Genomic DNA, 22033 nt, shown 5'->3' with positions numbered 1-22033 from the left:
CGGTCTCACGCGTGGTCAGGATCGTGGCGACCGCGAGGATGCCGGTCGCAATGGTGATGATCGCCGGCGACAAGGGCGAGCACCATCATGGCGAACGACTACACGACTCTGGTTCTCCTACGTCCTCTGCTGGAGACGCTGGCCATCGAGGCACCAGCCGTCTGTGTGCGGCTACAGGCGTTGCATGACGACTTCGCCGACCGGATCAGGCGCGACGACGCCGACCTCGCGCTGGTTTCGGAGCAACTGTGCACCAAGTTCCTCCCGGGCTTCCCCCGGCACGCCATGTACGAGGACCGCTTCATGGCCTGCGCCTGGAGCGGCAATCCGGCCTTCTGCCAGCCGAGTTCCCTGGACCTTCCGGCAGTGGCCCTTCGTGCAGTACGTCACCGGTGCGCGCCCAATCTTGCCGATCACGCCCTGGATGAACTCAATGTCACCCGTCGGATCGAGATCCGTACGGAGAGCCAGCTACTTGTCCCCTATCTCCTGACGCGGACTCCGCCGGTGGCCGTCATACCCGAACGCCTGGCACTGTCCGCCGCAGATGCCGCCCAGCTGTCCATTGCCGAGGCCCCCGTCCCCCTACCCGGGCTCCGCGATGCCGCGGTGTGGCATCCACGCGACTCGGGCGACGCAGCGCATGAATGGCAGCGCCTGGAGCATGCCGCATCCGCCCTGCGACCTGCCACCATGCCGCCGGCCTGACTTCCGGCAGCTTGAAAACGCACGCCTGTCGACAATCGAGCATCGACCATGTACAAAGGTTATGCGTTCTGCCGGTGGACGGCCGCCGACACGGAAGGGTCAGGTCACCGTGAGATTCCCGTTCAAGGGGCGCCTGACGAACTCACTTCTGGAGCGGGAGTGGCGCACCGCCGAGTACTGCGTGATCGATCTTGAAACGACCGGCCTGGATCTCCGGCGCGACGAGATCATTTCTCTGGGAGCTGTGCCCATACGCGAGGGCCGCATCGACTTCGGGGACAGCTTCTACACCCTCGTACGCCCTCGATGTCCGGTTTCGGTTGCCTCCATCAAGATCCACGGACTGCGGCCGGGGGATCTCGCCGATGCGCCCGAGGCCGGTGCCGTCGGTGAGGCGCTCGTACCGCGTCTCACCGGCCGTGTGGTCGTGGCCCACGCCGCATGGATCGAACGGGCCTTCCTGGGCCGGATGCCGCGCCCGACGGGATGGCCGGGTGTCCGCACGGTCATCGACACCGCTGCGCTCGCCCGAGCCTGTGGCCTTACCCCCGAATGCCCTCCGGGGCACGAGCCGTCGCTGGAGCTGCTGGCTCGTCGCCTGGGACTTCCCGTCTACAGCCCCCACCACGCTCTCGGAGACGCCCTGACCACGGCGGCGGTCTTCCTGGCCTTGGCGGCAAAGATGGAGCGCACTCACCGCCCGTCCACACTCACGGTGGGCGACCTGTGCGCGCTGTCGATCGCCCACGCCTACTGAACTGTCGGATGCAGGACAAACGAAAGGGCTACGGACGAGTGAGCGTCAACCCATCCATCGACGCGGTGCTCTTCGACTGGGACGGCACCCTGGCGGATTCGGAGCACATCACCGTGGCAGCCCTCAAGGCAGCCTGGTCGCACGTCGGCGCGGTCGGTGAGCCGCCTGTCGACCAGTTCCTGGCCATGGCCGGGCAGCCGGCGGCGGAGATCCTTGCCCACATGGGTCTGCCACCGGAGGCGCTGGAGCCGTACAGCCGGACGGCTCGTGCCCTGGTCGACCAGACCCGCCTCTTCAGCGGTGCGCTGGAGTTGCTGACCGAGCTGCGGAATCGCGGCGTACGCGTCGGCGTGATCACGGGCAAGGACCGTGACCGTATCGAACCGACGATGGAGTTTCTCGGTGTCAGCCACCTGGTGGAGGCACTGGTCACTCCTGACGACGCACCGGCTGCCAAACCCTCGCCGGAAGGGGTCTGGTGGTTGCTGAAGGAACTGGAAGCACGTCCCGAGCGAACGGTGTTGGTGGGCGATTCCGCAGCGGACATGCATGCCGGGCGGGCCGCCGGGACGAAGACGATCGCTTGCCTGTGGGGCACGGGGCGCGCGGAGGCTCTTGCCCTGTATGAGCCTTGGAAGACTCTTACACGTTTTTCCCAGCTGGCGGACTTGCTCCTGTGGTTGACCCCGGCGGCTCCGTCTCCTTCATGAGCCGGAGGCGGCCTGCAGCGCCCGCGTCCTCCAGCGCGTGAACTCTTCGAGTGCGTCGCCTCGGTGGTACCACGGCCAATGCGTCACGAGTCCGGCCACGGATCGGAAGGCGTCGGCTGCTTCGGAGGTACGGTTGGCCGCCACCAGGGAGTACGCGAGCAGGTTCAGATCGGCGACAGCGGCAGCGTGCTGGAGGAAGCCGGGTCTGACCCAGAGGGTGCGCGCTCGTTCCAGGCACGCAGCAACGGGAGGCTGGGCCCAGTTCGAGCCCGCCGTGAGCTCGTGCAGCCCGCCAAGTGCCAGAACCTTGTGGTACTGATGCACCTTCGCGGTCAACTCCAGCCCCGCGGCTGGGGCGTTCGCGGGCATGCGGGCCTGCGCCGCGTCGAGGAACTCCATGACCTGCAGATGCGAACCGCATTCGTCGGGTGAGAGATACCGCAGCATCTGCAGGAACGCTTCCCGGTGCCAGGGGTCTCGGGCCTTCACCTCGCGCCACACCCTGAAGACGTCCCGCTGCGGCTGACGCGTTGCTCGCATCACCCCCAACAAGACCACCCACGGTCCGGGATCCTCAGGTCTCGACTCGGCCACCCGATAACAGTCGTTCACCACTTCGGCGACTTCCGGCATGACACCCGTGCGATTGGCACGAACCAACTGCACCCAGGCTCTGAAAAGCACGGCATCCGCATTCTTCGGCTCGTGGGCGAGCCACAGCGCGGCGAGGCTTGTCTCGGCGGCGCATCGCGCAAGAACCAAGAACCGATGGGTCCGCCGGTCCCAGTCCTTGCCCGTTTCCTGTACGAGATTGGATATCTGCCAGACCCGAATGTCACCCGCCAGTGGAGTGCCCTGCTGCAGGAGCGACTTCAGAACCTGTCCGAGTTCCTTGTCGTCGAGTTCAGGGGCGAGGCGGGCACGGCCGCCTCTTCGTGCGTTGAACAGGGCCATGCGGCCGCTCATTTCCTAGACCGAGTGTCAGGGGCTGGTATGCAGTGAGGTATCGGCCGGGCCGATGGCGAGTTCGGTGAAGTACAGCTGAAGCCCGGCACGTTGAGGTGAACAGCAGAACGGGCCTGCCAGCGCGTGGGCGTTCCGCTCGAGCGGACCCAGCCGGACCATCCGCCAGGGCTCTCCCTCACATCGAGCGCGGATCGTGACTGCATCACCGGAGCGACTGGCCCGGACCGTGATCAGCCGACGTTCCCACAGCGGCACCGGGGCCATGGACCAGTCCGACACCACCCGGGTGACCACCGCGCCCAGATGCGGCACACCGTCCGTCATCTCGATGCCGGTCTTGATCCACGTCCCTTCGCCGACCCGGACCATCACTCCCGCTTGGTCGTACAGCGCATCGAAGTGGTCCGGGAGAAAGGCGACCTCGGCGGCAGTGCCGTCCGGCAACGCGGTCATCAGCGCGTGGCCGTCGTCATGCACAAACCCGTAGCTGGTCGTACGCCAGAAGTCAGTGCGTTCTCCGGTTGTCACCCACAAGCTGTGGTCACGGCGCTTCGCCTGCGGTGGCGGATTGAGCCAGGACGCGAGGGACCAGTCAATCGCACGCCGCTCGCTCACGCCTTCTGCCTTCCGTACGACGCCGAGCCCGCGCTCCGGCTACTGTTGGACTGCCAACTTTGATCACTATCGACAGACGATTGTTATACTGTCGACAATCTTGCATCTGACGGTGGCAGGCGCAAGGGTGTTGCGCCACTTCTCTGGAAACACCTTCCCTGTCGCCGCCGACGGCTCCACCAAGTCCTCAGGAAGCGGCCTCGGGGAGTGCCTGCTCGCACCAGATGACCTTGCCCTTCAGGGTTTGCCGAGTGCCCCAGCGCTGGGTCAACTGCGCGACGAGGAGCAGGCCCCGCCCGCCCTCGTCGAAGACGCGGGCTCTGCGCAGGTGCGGTGCGGCGTTGTTGGCGTCGGCCACTTCGCATATCAGCATGCGGTCGAGCACGAGGCGCAGTTGGATCGGGGCTGCCCCGTATCGGATGGCATTGGTGACCAGCTCACTCACAACCAGCTCGGTGATGAAGGCGACCTCCTCGATGCCCCAGATCGACAGCCGACGGACGACCTCGGCACGGATCCGGGCCACTGCCTCAGGATCGCGCGGCACGTCCCAGGTAGCGATCTTCTGACTGTCGAGGCGGCGCACCCTGGCCAGCAGCAGGGCGGCATCGTCCGCGGGGCGGCCCGACAGCAGGGTTGCGACGACCTGCTCGCACAGGGCGTCCAGCGGTGATGCCGCGGCTCCTGCCAGGAGTTGGCACAGCTCACCCAGCCCAGCATCCATGGCCCGTTGACGCGACTCGACCAACCCATCGGTGTACAAGGCAAGGAGGCTGCCCTCGGGCAGCACCACATCTGCCGCTTCGAAGGGGAGTCCGCCCACGCCCAGAGGGGGCCCCGGATGAAGGCTCACGAACGCGACACCACCGTCAGGGTTGACGAGGGCGGGCGCGGGATGGCCGGCGCTGGCGACGCAACAGTGCCCCGTCGCCGGGTCGTAGACCGCATACAGACAAGTGGCACCCACGTCACTGCTCAATATGGTGCCGGTGTCCATCTCCGAGTCCGCTGACAATCGGATGACAAGGTCGTCCAGTTGGGTCAGGAGTTCGTCGGGAGACAGATCGACATCGGCAAGGGTTCGTACGGCTGTACGCAGTCGACCCATGGTCGCGGATGCGTGGATCCCGTGACCCACAACGTCGCCGACCACAAGGGCCACCCGCGCACCCGACAACGGGATCACATCGAACCAGTCGCCGCCAACGCCCGACTGCGGTGCCGCCGGCAGGTATCGAAAGGCCGTGTCGACGGCAGAGTGGTGCGGTAGATGTCTGGGCAGGAGGCTGTGCTGCAACGCGAGTGCGGTTGTCCTCTCCCGTGTGAAGCGGCGGGCGTTGTCCAGGCAGACGGCGGCTCTGGCGACCAGTTCTTCGGCAAGAACCAGGTCCTCGTGTTCGAAGGGTTCGGGCCGCTCGCCCCGGACGAAGATCACGACTCCCAGCGCCGTCCCCCGCGCTATGACCGGCACGATCATCCACGAGTGGAATCCGTACTCCTCGAGGAGAGCGCCCCGCACCTCGTCCTCTTCCATCCACTTCCTGATGGGTGGGTCCGCCACGCGATGCAGCTCCGACTTGCCGGTGGCCAGACAGCGGGCCTGGGGTGAGTTGGCCGTGTAGCGGTCGACGCCACCCATGCCTACCGCGGCCTCCGGGGTCCCGGCACGCACGGAGGTATGAGCGACCCTGCGCAGCACCGTGAACGTCGTGATCGGGCCGTGGGCCGGTTCGTCCCCGCTCAGCAGAGCCTCAAGCAGGTCGACACCGGCGAAGTCGCCGAACCCGGGGACCACCACCTCGGTGAGTTCCCGTGCGGTGCGGGTGACGTCCAGAGTGCTGCCGATGCGTGTGCTCGCCTCATTCAACAGCTGCAGCCGTTGCCGGTTTCGATGTTCTTCGCTGACATCGAGCGCTGTGGCGCACAGCCCCACAATCCGCCCGTCCGGGTCACACAGGGGGGAGGCGGTGACACTGAACACGTGATCATGGTCAAGGTCCACCGCGGTACGGCCCCGTACGAGTCCTTCTTCCGAGGTGCCGGTTTCCAGTACCTGACGCATACGGGATTCCCATTGCGCCGTGTCCGGTCCCCTGAGCGCGGCGGACAGACTCCGCCCGAGCCTGTCCTCGTCCGGGACGCCGCACAGGCGCCTCATCGCCGCGTTCTGCCTTGTGCACCGCATGTCGGTGTCGTAGACGGATACGGCTATGGGCGACCCAGTCAGCACCCAGTCGGACAACGCGGTTTTCTGGGGGTCGGCGCTGACCGCCGGATGGTCTTGTGAGACAAGGAGCCACAACGGTTCGCCGTCGGCCGCCAGCGGGTAGGCCGAGAGCTGCAGCTCGAGTCGACGACCGTTCTGATGCCGAGCGGTGAGCCGACCCTGCCATGGGGCGGAGGCCGACAGCCGGCCTGGTGCGATGTCCAGCAGGTCGGGCAGCGTCTGACCGGCGGCATCGGCAGCGCTGTGGCCCAGGAGATGGGTTGCGGCGGCCGTCCACACGACCACCCGGGCGTGCGCATCGGTCACTACGAGCAGTGAACTCCCGACTCCGGACCGCTCGCCGCGCTCCCGCTGCGAGGACGTGCCGTGCGCATTCATGCCATCAAGGGTGGTCCTGAGACCAGGGACATTCAACCCGTGTCGGGCGCCACCGTCAGCAGGTCATGGTGCCCGGTCCTCCGTAGGCGGCGTACGGGCAGGCACGGAAACCAGTGCCGGCAGCTCGCCGTCCGAGAAACGGTGAGCTGCCGGCGACAGGCAGTCGCGTACTGGGAAGGAGCCGTGGACGTGCTCGGCGGGGAGGGGCCGAGGGTCAGTCCAGGCTCACCACGACCTGCTTGACCCTCGTGAACTCCTCGATCCCGGCCATGCCCCCTTCCTTGCCGTGCCCGGATGCTCCGAAGCCGCCGATCGGCAGCTCCGGGCCGACGACCATGTGATTGTTGATCCACACGTTGCCGAAGCCGAAGGCGTTCGCCACGCGCAGGGCCCGGCCCACGTCGCGGGTCCACACCGAGGCGGCGAGGCCGTACGGGACGTCGTTCGACTTGGCGATGGCGTCGGCCTCGTCGGTGAAGGTCTGGACGGTGACGACGGGACCGAAGATCTCCTCCTGGACGAGGTCGTCGTCCTGGCGGAGGCCGGTCACGATGGTGGGCTCGTAGTAGAAGCCCGGCCGGTCCACGGCCTGTCCGCCCAGCTCCAGGGTCGAGTGGGCGGGGCGGCTCTCGACGAGACGGTGAACGCTGTCCCGCTGCCGCTCCGAGATGAGCGGGCCGAGGACGGTGTTCTTGTCCGTGGTGTCACCGATGACGGCCTGGCCGAGGCTCGCCTTGAGCGCTTCGACGACGCGGTCGTGTGCAGATTCCTGCACCAACAGCCGAGTGGCGGACATGCACTCCTGACCGGCGTTGTAGAGCGCCCCGTTGGTCAGGATCGGTACGGCCTTGTCGAGGTCGATGTCGTCGAAGATGACGACCGGGGCGTTGCCGCCGAGTTCGAGGATGGCGCGCTTGGGTGCGTCTGCGGCCACCTGTCCGATGCGGCGACCCGCCCGGGTCGAGCCCGTGAAGGAGACCATGTCCACCAGGGGATGGGTGACCAGTGCTTCTCCGACGACGGAGCCGATGCCGAGGACGAGGTTGAGCACACCGGGCGGCAGGATCTCGTTGGCCAGCTCGACGAAGCGGGCCGTGGACAGGGGGGTGTTCTCGGCGGGCTTGACCACGACCGTGTTCCCGGCGGCGAGCGCCGGCACGATCTTCCAGACGGCCTGCCACAGCGGGAAGTTCCACGGCGTGATGGCCGCCACGACCCCGACCGGCTCGCGGCGGACGAAGGAGGTGTTGCCCTTGGCGTACTCCCCCGCCGGCTGCCCGGTGGTGGCTCGTGCCGCGCCCGCGAAGTGTCGCAAGGCGTCGACGATGCCCGGCAGTTCACCGGTGTGGGCCGCGGTCCACGGTTTACCCGCGTCGGCGACTTCCAGATCCGCCAGCTCCTCCAGGTGGGAGGAGACCAGGTCCCCGAGGCGGTGCAGTGCCGCGGACCGCTCACCGGGCGTCGTCGCCGCCCAGCCCGGCGCCGCGCAGCGCGCGGCCTGGACCGCAGCGTCGGCGTCGTCCGGGGTGGAGGCGGTGAAGCCGGCGACACGGGCACCAGTGCTGGGGTCCAGCACGTCGACGACGTCGCCGGAGGATCCCGGACGGCTCACCCCGTCGATGAGGTTGTTCAGGGTGCGCTCGGGCGAGGTACTCATGAAGGGATCTCCTTCGAGGTTGTCATTTCTCCGAAGACAGTCAGGCGGAGGCTTCCACATCGTCGGATGCGACATGAGCGGCTCCCTCCGCATGGCGGCCGCGCTTGGGGATCAAGGCGTACAGCACGGCGCCGACCACGATGGCTCCCAGCATTCCGCCGCCCACCTGGCCGGGGTTCTGCCAGATCAAAACCACGACCAGGAGCAGGGACCAGGCGACGGCCAGGACGAAGACCAGCGGGCTGAACCTGCCCAGATTGAACGGGCGGGCGGGCACCTTGCGGGCCACGATTCCGTACAGGCCGCTGGCGACCACCACTCCGTAGGCCAGGGCCCAGGCCAGGGAAGTCAGTCCGGCCAGCACCGCCAGAGCCGTCGCGGAGCGCGATGCGGCCACGGCGAACAGGACGGACATGATGAACACGACCACCGTGGCGTTGACCGGGATCCGGTTGGCGGCGACCTTGCGCAGCGTCTTCGCCGCGGGAATCTGGCCGTCGCGCGCCTGGGACCACAGCACGCGCACTCCGGTGAGCTGCAGCATGACGCAGGTCGCGACCAGGGCCACGATCGCGATGGCCTGGAAGATCTCGGTGACCTGCTGGCCGACCGCGCTGTCCAGGATGAGCTTGACCGGGACGTCGCTGTTCATCACGGCCGAGACGTCCGGGATGGCAAGGTAGAGCAGGGCGATCAGCAGGATGCCGAACAACCACGCGGCGCTGTTGGCGAGGAAGGCACCGAGCGGGGCCTTGCGGGCCGCGTCGCGGGTCTCCTCCGCCGCGTTCCCCGTGGAGTCGAAGCTGGAGATGATGTACGCGGGCAGCAGGAACGCGAAGAGCAGCGGCTTGACCCAGTCCCCGCCGCTGGCGGTGCCACCCGTGTCGGTGAGGATGGACACGGGCTGGGTGTCGTGGTGCACCAGGATCAGTGCGCCGACAATGAGGAAGCCTCCGACGAGCTCGGCGACGACACCGATGTTGTTCATCAGTGCCGCGATCCGCACACCAGCGACGTTGATGCAGGTGACCAGGGCGACGATGCCCAGAGCCCACCAGAGCGTTCCGGTGTTGTCCAGGTTCGTGACGCCGAACCAGCTGGCGACGAAGGGCACCATGCTCCACGCCACAGCCGCGACGGAAACGGTGTGGGCGATGACGATCCACCACCCGGACTGCCAGCCGATCCAGGGGTGGCGGATCAGGCGGTTCTTGCTCTGGGACAGGATGCGGGTGTTGATCTGGTAGACGCCGCCGGCGAGTGGATAGGCCGACACGAGTTCACCGACCGCCAGGCCCACGATGAACACCTGGAAGAAGCCGCCGATCACCCATGACCAGAACGATGCGGGGCCGAAGAAGCCCAGTCCCACGATCAGCGTGGTGTAGCAGGCGGAGGCCACGGCGATGGAACTGAACTGGACACCGAAACTGGAGAACAGCCCGATGGCTCGGTTCAGCTCCTGCTTGTAGCCGAGCTTGGCCAGATAGGCGGTGTCGTCCAGGGCGGACGCGTCGAGCTGCGCGTCGGACTGGTAGACATCGTCGGCTCTTGGAGCGGGCTCCTGCGCCCGGGGCCAGTCTGTCATGGTGACCTCACTGTGCTCTCGACCTTAGAAAGGTGCGAGCGAAAAAGGGACGTATCGGCGCTTTCGGAATGCGGGCGTTACGGGTGCAACTGCGGAAGGGCCGGAGGCAGGGACGCTCCGGCCCCGGCCATCAGGCGTTGTTGGTCTTCAGAAGGGCTTCCAGCTCGGCGTAGCGGTCGCTCTCCAGGGGGCCGATCGGCTCCCGCGCCGGGCCTGCCGAGAAGCCGAGGATGTCGAGTGCGGCGCGAACCGCGGGGACGTATCCGCCACTGACGAGGAACTGCATGATCGGGAAGATGCGGTCCCATTCCTTCTTGGCGGAAGCGATCTGCCCGGAGCGGATCGCCTCGTAGATGGCGACCAGCTCAGGGGCGATGAAGTTGGCCGCTCCGACGATCGATCCGGCGGCGCCCTCGAGCAGCGAGGCGAAGAACAGGGTGTCCCAGCCCACGAGCGTCTTGATGTCGTCGCCGTGGTCGTGGATCAGGCGGGCGGCCTGGCTGAGGTCGCCGGTCGTGTCCTTGACGTGGGTGATGTTGCCGGCCTTCTGGGCCAGGTCGACCACGTGGTCCGGGGTCAGGTTCACCCCGGTGGCCACCGGCAGGTTGTAGATGACGACCGGGATGGAGACCGCGCTCGCGATCGTCAGGAAGTAGTTCTTGATCTCCTCGACGGAGAGGGGCTCGTAGTACGGAGCCACAGCCATCACAGCGGCCGCACCGGCCGTCTCCGCGTGCTGGGACAGCGCCACGGCCTCCTTCGTGGTCATGGCGGCGGTGTGGGCGACCACCGGAACGCGTCCGGCTGCCTGGTCGATCACCACTTCGACGACGCGTCGGCGCTCGTCCGCGCTCAGCGCGGGGAACTCTCCCGTCGAACCGCACGGGACCAGGCCGTGGACACCGCCAGTGATGGTCCGCTCGACGAGGTCACGCAGGCCCCCTTCGTTGAGGGCGGCGTCCTCCGGCCGGAACGGCGTGGCCACCGCGGACAGCACTCCAGCGAGCTCGGTCATGAGATCTTCCTTTCAAGTGGAAACTGTCGACAATCTACTCTCGACCGTCTCCACTAACAAGAGTCCACGGAGGAGGTTGCTGTCAATACCTCGTTCACCTGCGAGAAGCCGCAGTCGCCGGACCAGGCGGTAACCTGTGGGACATCAACCGGTCGACAATCGACCAGGAACGAAGGGGAAGGGATCTCCGGTGGCCGTCACACGGATCGAGTCGAATACCAGATCGGAGAGCGTGGTGACCATGCTGCGCAACGCCATCCTCGACGGCACCTTCCCCCCGGGAAGCCAGCTCCGCGAGACCCATCTGGCCGAGGAGATGGGCGTCAGCCGCACGACCCTGCGCGAGGGGCTTCAGCGCCTGGACGAGGAAGGACTGGTCTCCCGGATCCCCTTCCGCGGCTCTTTCGTGGCCGAGGTCAGCGGACAGGTCATCGGCGAGATCGAGAGCCTGCGATCGGTGCTGGAACCGTTCGCGATCGAGCGGGCCCTGCCCACCCTCCTCACCCCTGAGGGCAGCCAGGAGCTCGAAGAGGCCGTGGAAACCCTGAACGAGAAGGCCGAAGCCGAGGACATGGCCGGCTGCATTGACGCCCACCTGGCGGTTCACCGCGCGATCTACCGCGCCGCAGACCATCAGATGCTCTACGACATGTGGCTGAGCTGGGAATCTCAGCTGCGACTCTTCCTCGCTGTGGACCACCAGTCGTTCGCCCAGCTGTCCGACCTGGCCGCCAACCACAAGCGGCTGCTGGACTGCATTCGCTCGGGCGACATGAACTCGATCCGCGAGGAGCTGACCACACACATCCGCCCGGGACTCCCCGCCGCATCCGACGAAACTGCCGCACGGCCTGCCCCGAAGGCGTCTTCCAACAGGAGGAAGAAGGCTTAACGCCACCCCCGTCTTCGAACAACCGCGGAGGCCCCCTTGACAGGGGGCCTTCTCTTTGAAAGTTTTCTGTCGACAATCGGCAGTCGATAGCTAGACGAGAGTTGAAGGTGATCCCATGGGTCTACTACAGGACAAGGTCGTACTGGTGACGGGCGCATCGGCGGGCATCGGCCTGGCGACCGCCGAGCACCTGCACGACGAAGGAGCCAAGGTGGTTGCCACGACGCACAGCGAGGCCGGCCTGAAGGTCCTCGCAGACCTCGTCGACAGCGACCGGTGGGAGCCCCGGATCGTGGACGTCACGAACGAACAGCAGGTCGCGGCGGCTGTGGAGTTCGCAACCCAGCGCTTCGGACGGCTCGACGGCATCGTCAACAACGCCGGAGTCCTGCTCCCCAACGACACTGCCTCGGCCACCGTCGAGGAGTACGACCGCACCTTCGACGTGAACGTCAAGGGCGTCTTCCTCGGCTCGAAGTACGCGATCCCGGCGCTGATCGCGGCCGGGGGCGGCTCGATCGTGAACATCGGTTCGATCAACTCGCTGGCCGCCGAGAAGGAACTGGCGCTCTACACCGCCAGCAAGGGCGCGGTCCTGATGCTGACCAAGGCGATCGCACTGGACCACGGCGGCCAGGGCATCCGGGCCAACGCACTCTGCCCCGGATTCGTGGACACCAAGCTCAACGTCCCGCACTACACCCGGCTCGGCGGTCGCGAGGCGCTGGACGCGGCGCTGCCGGAGTGGCAGCCGATCGGCCGGGCCATCGAGCCGGTGGAGATAGCCCAGTCGGTCGCGTTTCTGCTCTCCGACCACTCGAAGGCGATCACAGGAACCGCGTTCGTCGTCGATGGCGGCGTGCTCTCCAAGGCGTAGCGCACCGCGGACGTGAGACGGAGCAATGAGGTACGGCCATGACAGAAAATGTGCTCGCCATCGACCAGGGAACTTCGGGGACGAAGGCGATCGTCGTGTGCCCCGAGCGGGGTGTGATCGGCCGTGCCGAGGCGACGGTCCGTCCGGCGTACGGCTCCGGCGGCTCAGTGGAGCAGGATCCCGGCGAGCTGCTGGAATCGGTCGTCTCCACGGCCCGCGAGGCGGTGCGTGACAGCGGAGAGAGCGTCGGCGCCATAGGGCTCGCCAACCAGGGCGAGACGGTCCTGGCCTGGGACCGCACGACCGGCAAGCCGCTGACCCCTGCACTGGGCTGGCAGGACCGCCGCGCCGCAACCGTGTGCGATCGGCTGGCGGACCGGAGTCAGGAGCTGACCGCACTCACCGGGCTCCCCCTGGACCCGTACTTCGCGGGCCCCAAGATGACCTGGCTGCGCGAGCAGTGGACACGCGAGGGGGTCGTCACAACCTCCGACGCCTGGCTCCTGCGCCAGCTCACCGGCCGCTTCGTGACCGACGCGGCCACCGCGTCCCGCACCCAGCTGATGGACCTGGACTCCACGAGCTGGTCGGACACGGCACTGTCGGTCTTCGGGCTGGACAACGAGTCCCTCCCGGAAATCGTCGACTGTGCCGGGGCCATCGGCGAGACGGAGATCCTGACCGGTGATCTGGTTCCGGTTACGGCGGCGATCGTGGACCAGCCGGCGGCGCTGTTCGGCCACGGCCTGCTGGCCGCCGCGACGGCCAAGTGCACGTACGGCACCGGTGCCTTCCTCGTACTGAACCAGGGCACGGACAGCAGTCGTTCCACGGCTGGCCTGACAGCCTCGGTCGCCTGGCGGCTCGGCGGCACCGCGACCTACTCCCTGGACGGCCAGGTCTACACCGCGGCATCGGCAGTCCGCTGGCTGGTCGACCTCGGGCTGATCGAAAACGCGGCCGACCTGGACCGCCTCGGCGGCAGCGTCCCCGACAGCGGCGGCGTCGTCTTCCTTCCCGCGCTCGCGGGCCTCGGGGCACCGCAATGGCAGCCCCAGGCCCGCGGCTCCCTGACGGGACTGGCGCTCGAGACGACCGCAGCACATGTCGTACGGGCGCTCGTCGAGGGGATTGCCGCGCAAGTGGCCGTTCTCGTCGAAAGCGCAAGCGCAGACACCGGGCGGAGGATCAACTCACTGCGTGTCGACGGCGGGCTGACCCGGTCCGCCCTCCTCATGCAGGCACAGGCCGACCTGCTCCAGGTACCGGTCGAGGTCGACGCCGCCGCGGACACCACCGCTCTGGGCGTCGCGGCCCTGGCGGCCTACGGCATCGATCCCCGGCAGGAGCCGGGAACCGCGGTCCCCCGACGGGGGCCGGCCAAGATCTACGAGCCGCGCATCGGCGCGGAGGCGGCGCAGGAGCAGCTGGACCGGTTCCGGCGCGCCACCGAGGCATCCGTCGCGCACGCGCGGGAGACGACATGAACAAGAACACCAAGCACGCCGAGTTCGACGTGCTCATCGTGGGCGGCGGCGACGTCGGAGCCGCGATCGCAAGGACGCTCGGCCGTCACCCGCTGCGGGTGGGGCTGGTCGAAGCCTCCTCCGACATCGGCGACGGCACCTCCAAGGCGAACACGGCGATCCTGCACACCGGCTTCGACGCCACCCCCGGCACCCTGGAATCGAAGCTGGTCGCCAGTGGATACCACCTTCTGCGCGACTACGCGGCGGAGGCGGGCATCCCCATGGAACCCCTGGGCGCGCTGCTGGTCGCCTGGGACCAGGACCAGCTGGACGCCCTGCCCGACCTGGCGCAGAAGGCCGCGAGGAACGGCTACACCGAGACCCGCCACGTCGACCGGGACGAGCTCTACCGCCGCGAGCCCCATCTGGGCCCGGGAGCACTGGGCGCCCTGGAGATCCCCGGCGAGGGCATCATCTGTCCCTGGACCACTCCTTTCGCCTTCGCCGTGGAGGCGCTGGACTACGGCGTGGACCTGCTCCTCGACACCGAGGTGCGCGGCGTACGCCTGGAATCCGACGGCAGCACGCTGGTGGAGACGAACAACGGGGCACTGCGCACCCGCTACCTCGTCAACGCGGCAGGTCTGCGCAGCGACGAGATCGACCGCATGCTCGGCCACGACGACTTCACCGTCACTCCGCGCCGCGGTGAGCTGATCGTCTTCGACAAGTTCGCCCGGCAGCTGGTCAACCACATCCTGCTGCCCGTGCCCACTTCACGTGGAAAGGGCGTCCTAATCTCCCCCACGGTCTTCGGCAACGTCATGCTCGGCCCCACGGCCGAGGACCTCGACGACAAGACGAAGACCGGCTCCTCCGAGGCAGGTATCGAGACCCTGCTGGTCAAGGGCCGCCGACTGATGCCCGAGCTGCTGCAAGAAGAGGTCACCACCATCTATGCCGGGCTGCGCGCCGCCACCGAGCACGGCGACTACCAGCTGCGTCTGCACACCGAACAGCGCTATGTCTGTGTTGGTGGCATCCGCTCCACCGGCCTGACCTCGGCCCTCGCCATCGGTGAGCACGTACGGGACCTGCTCGGCGGGGCCGGACTCGAGCTCGGCGAGCCGGTGCCGGCCCGGATCCCTCACATGCCCACCATCGGCGAGGCCTCGCTCCGCCCCTACCAGCGCCCCGACCTCATCGCTGAAGACCCGGAGTACGGAACCATGGTCTGCCACTGTGAGCGCGTCTCGCGGGGCGAGATCCGCGACGCTCTCGCCTCTCCCCTCCCCGCCCGCACCCTGGAGGGCCTGCGCCGCCGCACCCGCGCCACGCTCGGCCGCTGCCAGGGCTTCTACTGCGGTGCCGAGGTCCGCCATCTGCTGGCGGAGTCGACCACGGCAGGAGAAGGCCGATGACCGGGCAGACCCGTGTCGACGGGCGCATCGAACGGCACGTGGACGTCGCCGTGATCGGCGCCGGGCCCGCCGGCCTCGCCGCCGCGGCCGAACTCGCCCGCAGAGGCGCCGGCCAGGTGGAAGTCCTGGAGCGCGAGCAACAGGCCGGCGGCATCCCCCGTCATTCCCATCACACCGGCTACGGCCTGCGCGACCTGTATCGCGTCATGAGCGGGCCGACGTACGCAGGCCACTGTCTGCGAGCGGCACAAGAAGCCGGAGCCACGATACGGACCGGTGTCTCGGTGACCGGCTGGGACGAGGGGACGGCCGACAAGCTGACCCTGGAGACCACCAGCCGGGAGGGCCTGGGGAAGGTGACGGCCCGCGCGGTCGTCCTCGCGACCGGCGCCCGCGAACGGCCCCGCACCGCCCGCCTGGTTGCGGGCAGCCGCCCGGCCGGGATCTACACCACCGGGCAACTCCAGCAGACGGTGTACACGCACGACCTGCCGGTCGGCCGCGAGGCGGTCATCATCGGCGCGGAGCACGTGAGCTACTCGGCGTTGACGACGCTGGCCCACGCGGGTGTGAAGGTGCGCGCCATGGTCACCCACCATGACCGTGCGCAGACCTACCAGGCGTTCCGGATCGGGGCGCAACTGCTGTGGCGCACCCCGGTGTTGACCGAGACGACCGTCGAGGAGATCCTCGGTCGTCGCCGCGTCGAAGGTGTCGTCGTACGACATGCCGACGGCCGACGGGCGACTCTGGCGTGCGACACGGTCGTCTTCACCGGCGACTGGATCCCCGACCACGAACTCGCGCGCCACGGTGGCGTACCGCTCGACCCCGGAACTCTGGGGCCGGCGGTCGACACCGATCTGAGCACCCCGGTCCCCGGGGTCTTCGCCGCGGGCAACGTACTGCACGCCGTCGAGACGGCCGACGTCGCCGCCCTCGACGGACGTGCCGTCGCGCAGAGCGTCCTGCGTCACCTCGCCGGCACGGGTTCGAGCAAGGATCTCGTACCGGTCCGGGTGGACGAACCTCTGTTGTGGGTCGCGCCCAACCTCGTATCCGCGGCCTCCCCCGCGCCACCGCGGGGACGCTTCATCCTGTGGAGCTCCGCGGTCGTCCCGAACGCCGCGATCACGGTGACCCAGGACGGCCGCATCCTGCACCGGCGCAAGTCGTCGCTGACTCTTCTGCCTGGACGACCTCGCTACCTCAAGGCCGACTGGCTGACCAGCGTCGATGACAACGGCGGCCCGGTCCGAGTGCGGGTGGAATCCGCCTGACGGTCCTCGTTGACTTCCTTCCCCAGGCCATCAATGATTGACCACAGTCGACAATCGACAAGAGGAGTGACCTCCATGGTTTCAGCACCGAGCGACGTGGCCGACGTCCTCGTCATCGGCTCCGGGCCCTCCGGCGGAGTCATCTCCCACACGCTGGCCGCGCGCGGCTTCCGCGTGGTCTGCCTGGAGCAGGGCGATTGGGTCAATCCGACCGACTACCCGGCCAACCACCCTGAGTGGGAACTGCTGATCCAGAAGCAGTGGGCCCACGAGCCCAATGTCCGCAAGCTTCCGGCCGACTATCCGCTGGACCTGACCGACGCGGACATGTCACCGATCATGTACAACGCGGTCGGCGGCTCCAGCCTCTTCTACGGCGCGGAGTGGCCGCGGCTGCTGCCGTCGGACTTCCGGGTGCGCAGCCTGGACGGCGTCGGCGACGACTGGCCGATCACGTACGCGGACCTCGCCCCGCACTACGACGCGATGGACCGTTTCATCGGCGTCTCCGGCCTCGGCGGCGATCCCGCCTACCCGGAAGGGCTCGACTACCCCCTGCCCCCGCACCCGCTGGGCAAGGTGGGCAGGCGGGCCGCAGCCGGCATGAACGCACTCGGCTGGCACTGGTGGCCCGGTACCAACGCGATCCCCACGCAGAAGTTCAAGGAGCTGTCCCAGTGCGCCCGTTGGGGCACCTGTGAATGGGGCTGTCCGGAGAGCTCGAAGGCCTCCGCCGACATCGCCTTCTGGCCGCACGCCCTGCGCTCCGGAGCGACCCTCGTCACCGGCGCCCGCGTACGGCAGATCCTCACCGGCAAGGACGGACGCGCCGAGGGCGCCCTGTGGATCGACCGCGAGGGCGTGGAACACCGCCAACTGGCTCACTCCGTGGTGGTCTGCGCCAACGGCATCGGGACCCCGCGCCTCCTGCTGCTGTCGGCCTCGCCCCAGCATCCCGACGGACTGGCGAACTCCTCCGGCCTCGTCGGCAAGAACCTGATGCTCCACCCCAACTGCACCGTCACCGGCTTCTACGACGAGGACCTGGAGAGCTGGCGCGGCCCCGCCGGGCAGCTCATCCACTCCATGGAGTTCTACGACACCAATCCCAAGCACGACTTCGTCCGCGGCGCCAAAATGCACGCTCTCCCCACCCCCGGTCCCCTCTCCGCCATCGAGGTGCAGCGCCCGCTGCCGTACGACGATCTGTGGGGCCCGGCGATCCACGACATCGCCCGTTCCCACGCCGGAGGCATCCTGTGGGCCGCCAACACCGAGGACCTGCCCGAGGAGTCCAACCGGGTCACCCTTTCTCCCGATCAGACCGACAGCCACGGTGTGCCCGCCCCCAAGATCGAGTACAGGATCAGCGAGAACACCCGCAGGATCCTGAAGTTCACGGTGGACCGCATGCAGGAGATCCATGAGGTCTCCGGCGCCAAGCGGACGTTCGCCGTCGAACTCTGGGTCGACCAGCCGGGCCATCTGCTGGGGACCGCGCGCATGGGCAACGAGCCGGCGACGTCCGTCGTCGACTCCTACGGCCGCGCCCACGACGTGCCCAACCTCTTCCTCGCGGACGGCAGCATCTTCGTCACGAGCGGTTCGGCGAACCCGACCTGCACCATCTCGGCACTGGCCCTGCGTGTCGCCGAGAACATCGCCGACACCGCATCCGAGCAGAAGGTGACGCTGTGAGCACTACGACCCCGTCCCAGCAGCCCCTGCGGCTGTCCGTCCCGCCGAAGTTCCGGGCGCCGCGCCCGGTGACCGACGCCGAGCTGGCCACCCTGCGCGCCGTGGCCGACGTACTGATCCCGGCGACCGACAAGAACCCCGCCGCCACCCAGGCACCGGACTTCGACAGCTGGCTGCACCGGGCCGTCGACGCCCGCGCGGACTCCTTCGGTCTGCTCACTGAAGTGCTCGCCGAACTGGACGGCCTGGACCAGGTCGCCCTCGACGCCGCGCTGCGCCGGCTGCACTCCGAGGAGGGCGAGTCCTTCGTCGTCCTGTCGGCCGTCGTCGCCGGCGCCTGGCTGCTGGTGCCCGAGGTGAAAGCCGCCGTCGGCTATCCGGGACAGAAGCGTGATGTGCCGCGTCTGGAGGAGGCGGCCGACCAGATCTCGGACGGCATCCTCGACCCGGTCCTGGACCGCGGGTTCATCTACACGCCGGCTCCAGAATGATCCGGTCGAGGAGTCGCATGCTCTGGGAGAAGATCATGGATCTCATCGAAAGGCAGCTGGTGCACGCCACCGGCGAATGGCTCCTCGCTCCCACGGAATACGCGTTCGCCAAGACCGTCGGGCGCCACGCGTACGGTGGTGTGGCGCCCGGCTCCCACCCTTCATCGATCCCCCGCACATCACCGAAGCACGACGCGGCCACTGAGCTGCGCGAGGAGTAGTCATGCGCTGGAGCAAGGTCCTGAACGTGGTCGAATGCCACGCCGCCGGCGAGATCGGCAAGGTCGTCACAGGTGGCGTCGGTGACGTCCCGGGCGAGACCATGTTCGACAAGAAGCGCTATCTCGAAGAGCACCGCGACGACATCCGCAAACTGCTGCTCTTCGAACCGCGCGGCGGCGTCGTCCACAGCGCGAACATCGTGCTCCCGTCCAACCACCCCGAGGCTCAACTCGGTTACGTGATTGCCGAGTCGACCGAGTACCCGGCCATGTCCGGCAGCAACACCATCTGTACGGCCACCGTGCTGCTGGAGACCGGCATGCTCCCGATGAGCGAGCCCTATACGGACGTCGTCCTGGAATCCCCGGCCGGCCTCATCCGACTGCGCTGCGAGTGCAAGGACGGCAAGGTCACCGGCGTCCGCTTCACCAACCAGCCCGCCTTCGTCTACCACCTCGACGCCAAAGTGGAGGTGCCCGACCTCGGCACCCTGACCGTCGACGTGGCCTGGGGCGGCATGGCCTACGTCCTCGCCGACGCACCGGCACTCGGGTTCGGACTCACCCCGGACGAGGGCCGCGACCTCTGCGTCACGGGCCAGAAGATCAAGGAGGCGGCGGCCGAACAGCTGTCGGCCGTCCACCCGGAGAACCCGGAGTACGCGGGCATCACCCAGACGGAGTTCGCCGGCCCGCTGCGCCGCGAGGATGGCGTCCTCACCTCGCGCAACGCCGTTGTGGTCTCGCCGGGCCGACTGGACCGTTCTCCGTGCGGTACCGGAACCAGTGCGCGACTGGCCGTCATGCACCGGCGCGGCCAGATCGAGCCCGGGGAGACGTTCATCCACGAGTCGGTCATCGGCACCCGATTCTCCAGCTCGATCGACGACCTCACCCAGGTCGGGGACATCCCGGCAGTCGTTCCGAGCGTGACGGGTCAGGCATGGATCACCGAACTCTGCCAGGTCGGCTACGACCCGAGCGACCCGTTCCCGGAGGGCTACACCCTGTCCGACACGTGGCTGAAAGCCCTGTGACACGGACGTGAGACTGAGAGAACCCCATGCAGGAATTCACCGATTTCCTCGGAGCCCAGGCCCCGTTCGACGACCTCGACGCAGGGGACCTGGCCGCGCTGGCCCGCCATATCCAGGTCGAGTACTTCTCCGAGGGAACGGTGATCGTGGCCGAAGGCGCCCCGGCGCTGGATCACCTGTACGTGGTGCGCAGCGGCGCGGTCGAAGTCGTCGACCGAGGCCGGATAGTCGACCAACTGGGCCCCGGCGACACCTTCGGCCACATCTCCGTACTGACAGGCCTGTCCCCGGCACTGTCGGTGCGTGCCGCCGAGGACGCCCTCTGCTACCGCATCCCCGATCCCCGGACGCTGGTCTCCCATCCGGAGCGGCTGCACTTCGCCCACTTCGGAACCATGATCTCCCGTCAGCGGCTCACCCGCGACGGCCTGCTCGGCAAGAGCCAGGCCCCGGTCAGCCAGTACATGCGACCCGTCGTCTGGTGCAGCCACAGCACCCCCATCCGGGACGTCGCCCTGGCGATCAGCGACGCCGACCAATCCTGCGCGCTGGTACGCCTGCACGAGGGACTGGGCATCATCACCGACCAGGACTTCCGCCGGAAGGTGGCCACCGGTCGCATCAGCACCGACGCACCGGCCCGTGAACTGGCCACCCGCCCGGTCATCACGGTGGACGCGCGCACCCCGCTCGCGACCGCCTTCGTGCAGATGGTGGAATCCGGCGTCCACCACCTCGTCGTCGCCGACGACAGCGAACGTCCGGTCGGCGTCGTCCGGGCTATTGATCTTGCCTCCGTCGAGGTCCGCGATCCGCTCGTCATCCGCTCGGCCATCGAGTCGGCTGCCACTATCCCGGAACTCGCCGAGGCCTGTTCACTCATCCCCGCAACGGCGGTCGAACTGCACGACAACCACGTCCCCGCTCCGCACATCGGTGCACTCCTCGCAGCAGTCACCGACGCCGTCCTGCACCGCCTGCTCGCCCTGACCGCCACCGACGCCTTCCCAATCGCGGGTGGTACGTCATGGCTGGTCCTGGGCTCCGCGGCACGTCACGAACCGCTGCCGGGCTCGGACGTGGACACCGGGTTGATGTGGGACACCCTCCTCCTGTCCACCGAAGACCCGCCCTCCTCCGCCGATATCCGCGCCCAGGCGGCCAAGGTCCTCGATGCGATGGAGACGTGCGGACTTCGCCGATGCCCCGACGGCGCCAACGCGGACAACCCCTTGTTCAGCCGCTCCCGGGCCTCCTGGACCAGGGCCGCCCAAGGATGGATCACGAACCCCACTCAGGAGGGGGCGCTCCTGCTCTCCTCGATGGTCGCCGACAGCAGGCCGATCACCGCGATCACGCTCGGCCGTACCGTCACGGACACGATCCGTCGCACGACCCGCAGCACCGAGTTCCTCAGCGCCCTGCTGCACTTCACGCTCTCCACCAAACCCCCCACCGGGTTCGTGCGCGACTTCGTCGTCGAGTCGTCCGGGGAACACCGCGGCGGACTCGACCTGAAACGCGGGGGCCTGCGCCCGGTCGTCTCACTGGCCCGCTGGCTGGCCATGACCAGCGGCGAAGTGCACGGCACCACACCGGACAGGCTGCGCCGGGGTGCCGCGAGCGGCATGCTGACCGACGAGGAGGCCGAGACCCTCATCGGCGCGTTCACGGACATCTACGAACTGGCGATCGCGCAGGAAATCGCCGCCATCCGCACGGGCGGCACCGCCTCCACGTGGGTGACTCCTAAAGAACTCGACATGCTCACCCGTCGGCACCTGCGCGAGTCCTTCCGCGTGATCGCCTCCGTCCAGAACCGTGTCGAGGCCGAGTGGAAGTCTCGCCTGAGGTGACCTGCCCCGTTGTCCATCCTGCACAGCAGAGGAAGTTTTCAAGTGAGGATCGTTGTCACTGTGAAGTACGTGCCCGACGCCACCGGCGACCGGCACTTCGCCGATGACCTGACCGTCGACCGGGACGACGTGGACGGTCTGCTCTCCGAGCTGGACGAGTACGCGGTCGA

Annotated in this window: 19 protein-coding genes and 1 pseudogene; 14 read left to right on the top strand and 6 right to left on the bottom strand. The window is 68.0% G+C overall.

Going from position 1 to position 22033, the window contains the following annotated elements; translation table 11 throughout:
- The first annotated feature begins 87 nt into the window (after nucleotides 1-87).
- From EHS43_RS05755 to EHS43_RS05745, 3 genes are all read left to right on the top strand, one after another.
- Entirely contained in the window at nucleotides 88-708 is a 621-nt protein-coding gene (locus tag EHS43_RS05755) for a LysR substrate-binding domain-containing protein (protein WP_125189438.1), read from the top strand.
- A 109-nt stretch (nucleotides 709-817) separates the two neighbouring features.
- Complete coding sequence (locus tag EHS43_RS05750; protein WP_221740720.1) at nucleotides 818-1465, top strand: PolC-type DNA polymerase III; 648 nt, start codon at nucleotides 818-820, stop codon at nucleotides 1463-1465.
- Between the two features lie 38 nt (nucleotides 1466-1503).
- A complete protein-coding gene (locus tag EHS43_RS05745) occupies nucleotides 1504-2175 on the top strand; it encodes an HAD family hydrolase (RefSeq protein WP_185806123.1) in 672 nt (223 codons plus the stop codon).
- Here EHS43_RS05745 and EHS43_RS05740 read toward each other — a convergent pair.
- The 6 genes from EHS43_RS05740 to EHS43_RS05715 form a co-directional block, all read right to left on the bottom strand.
- A complete protein-coding gene (locus tag EHS43_RS05740; protein ID WP_125189436.1) occupies nucleotides 2170-3129 on the bottom strand; it encodes a hypothetical protein in 960 nt (319 codons plus the stop codon). The two genes, EHS43_RS05745 and EHS43_RS05740, sit on opposite strands and share 6 nt — an antisense overlap.
- Before the next feature lie 27 nt (nucleotides 3130-3156).
- Nucleotides 3157-3756 (bottom strand): DUF1349 domain-containing protein, encoded by a 600-nt coding sequence (locus tag EHS43_RS05735; RefSeq protein ID WP_125189435.1) that lies wholly within the window; start codon nucleotides 3754-3756, stop codon nucleotides 3157-3159.
- A gap of 187 nt (nucleotides 3757-3943) precedes the next feature.
- A complete protein-coding gene (locus EHS43_RS05730; RefSeq protein WP_125189434.1) occupies nucleotides 3944-6361 on the bottom strand; it encodes a SpoIIE family protein phosphatase in 2418 nt (805 codons plus the stop codon).
- 214 nt (nucleotides 6362-6575) lie between these two features.
- On the bottom strand, nucleotides 6576-8018 hold the full coding sequence (locus tag EHS43_RS05725) for an aldehyde dehydrogenase family protein (RefSeq protein WP_125189433.1): 1443 nt from the start codon (nucleotides 8016-8018) through the stop codon (nucleotides 6576-6578).
- Between the two features lie 40 nt (nucleotides 8019-8058).
- Complete coding sequence (locus tag EHS43_RS05720; RefSeq protein WP_125189432.1) at nucleotides 8059-9606, bottom strand: APC family permease; 1548 nt, start codon at nucleotides 9604-9606, stop codon at nucleotides 8059-8061.
- A 130-nt stretch (nucleotides 9607-9736) separates the two neighbouring features.
- Nucleotides 9737-10621 (bottom strand): dihydrodipicolinate synthase family protein, encoded by an 885-nt coding sequence (locus EHS43_RS05715; protein ID WP_185806122.1) that lies wholly within the window; start codon nucleotides 10619-10621, stop codon nucleotides 9737-9739.
- Between the two features lie 190 nt (nucleotides 10622-10811).
- On the opposite strand from EHS43_RS05715, the gene EHS43_RS05710 reads away from it, so the two are divergent.
- The 11 genes and pseudogenes from EHS43_RS05710 to EHS43_RS05660 all read left to right on the top strand — a co-directional run.
- Entirely contained in the window at nucleotides 10812-11513 is a 702-nt protein-coding gene (locus tag EHS43_RS05710) for a GntR family transcriptional regulator (RefSeq protein ID WP_260470398.1), read from the top strand.
- Between the two features lie 115 nt (nucleotides 11514-11628).
- Nucleotides 11629-12390 carry an SDR family NAD(P)-dependent oxidoreductase gene (locus EHS43_RS05705; protein ID WP_125189431.1) on the top strand — a complete coding sequence of 254 codons (762 nt, stop codon included), beginning with the start codon at nucleotides 11629-11631 and terminating at the stop codon, nucleotides 12388-12390.
- A 38-nt stretch (nucleotides 12391-12428) separates the two neighbouring features.
- A complete protein-coding gene (locus EHS43_RS05700; RefSeq protein WP_125189430.1) occupies nucleotides 12429-13877 on the top strand; it encodes an FGGY family carbohydrate kinase in 1449 nt (482 codons plus the stop codon).
- Nucleotides 13874-15280 carry an NAD(P)/FAD-dependent oxidoreductase gene (locus EHS43_RS05695; RefSeq protein WP_125189429.1) on the top strand — a complete coding sequence of 469 codons (1407 nt, stop codon included), beginning with the start codon at nucleotides 13874-13876 and terminating at the stop codon, nucleotides 15278-15280. Before EHS43_RS05700 ends, EHS43_RS05695 begins: the two co-directional genes overlap by 4 nt.
- Nucleotides 15277-16560, top strand: a complete 1284-nt coding sequence (locus EHS43_RS05690) for an FAD-dependent oxidoreductase (RefSeq protein ID WP_125189428.1) — start codon at nucleotides 15277-15279, stop codon at nucleotides 16558-16560. Before EHS43_RS05695 ends, EHS43_RS05690 begins: the two co-directional genes overlap by 4 nt.
- A gap of 75 nt (nucleotides 16561-16635) precedes the next feature.
- Nucleotides 16636-18258, top strand: a complete 1623-nt coding sequence (locus EHS43_RS05685; protein WP_125189427.1) for a GMC family oxidoreductase — start codon at nucleotides 16636-16638, stop codon at nucleotides 18256-18258.
- Entirely contained in the window at nucleotides 18255-18749 is a 495-nt protein-coding gene (locus tag EHS43_RS05680) for a hypothetical protein (protein WP_125189426.1), read from the top strand. The genes EHS43_RS05685 and EHS43_RS05680 overlap by 4 nt, the downstream gene beginning before the upstream one ends.
- 17 nt (nucleotides 18750-18766) lie before the next feature.
- Nucleotides 18767-18970 carry a hypothetical protein gene (locus tag EHS43_RS05675; protein ID WP_125189425.1) on the top strand — a complete coding sequence of 68 codons (204 nt, stop codon included), beginning with the start codon at nucleotides 18767-18769 and terminating at the stop codon, nucleotides 18968-18970.
- A 2-nt stretch (nucleotides 18971-18972) separates the two neighbouring features.
- A complete protein-coding gene (locus tag EHS43_RS05670) occupies nucleotides 18973-20007 on the top strand; it encodes a proline racemase family protein (RefSeq protein WP_125189424.1) in 1035 nt (344 codons plus the stop codon).
- A gap of 26 nt (nucleotides 20008-20033) precedes the next feature.
- Nucleotides 20034-21863: a putative nucleotidyltransferase substrate binding domain-containing protein gene (locus EHS43_RS05665; protein WP_125189423.1), complete on the top strand. Its 1830-nt coding sequence runs from the start codon at nucleotides 20034-20036 to the stop codon at nucleotides 21861-21863.
- 42 nt (nucleotides 21864-21905) lie between these two features.
- Nucleotides 21906-22033: pseudogene (locus EHS43_RS05660) on the top strand (electron transfer flavoprotein subunit beta); the annotation flags it as partial.

This window comes from Streptomyces sp. RP5T, from assembly GCF_003933965.1.
GTDB lineage: Bacteria > Actinomycetota > Actinomycetes > Streptomycetales > Streptomycetaceae > Streptomyces.
The sequence above is the reverse complement of the archived record's forward strand: the minus strand, read 5'-3'. Positions and strand labels throughout refer to the sequence as shown.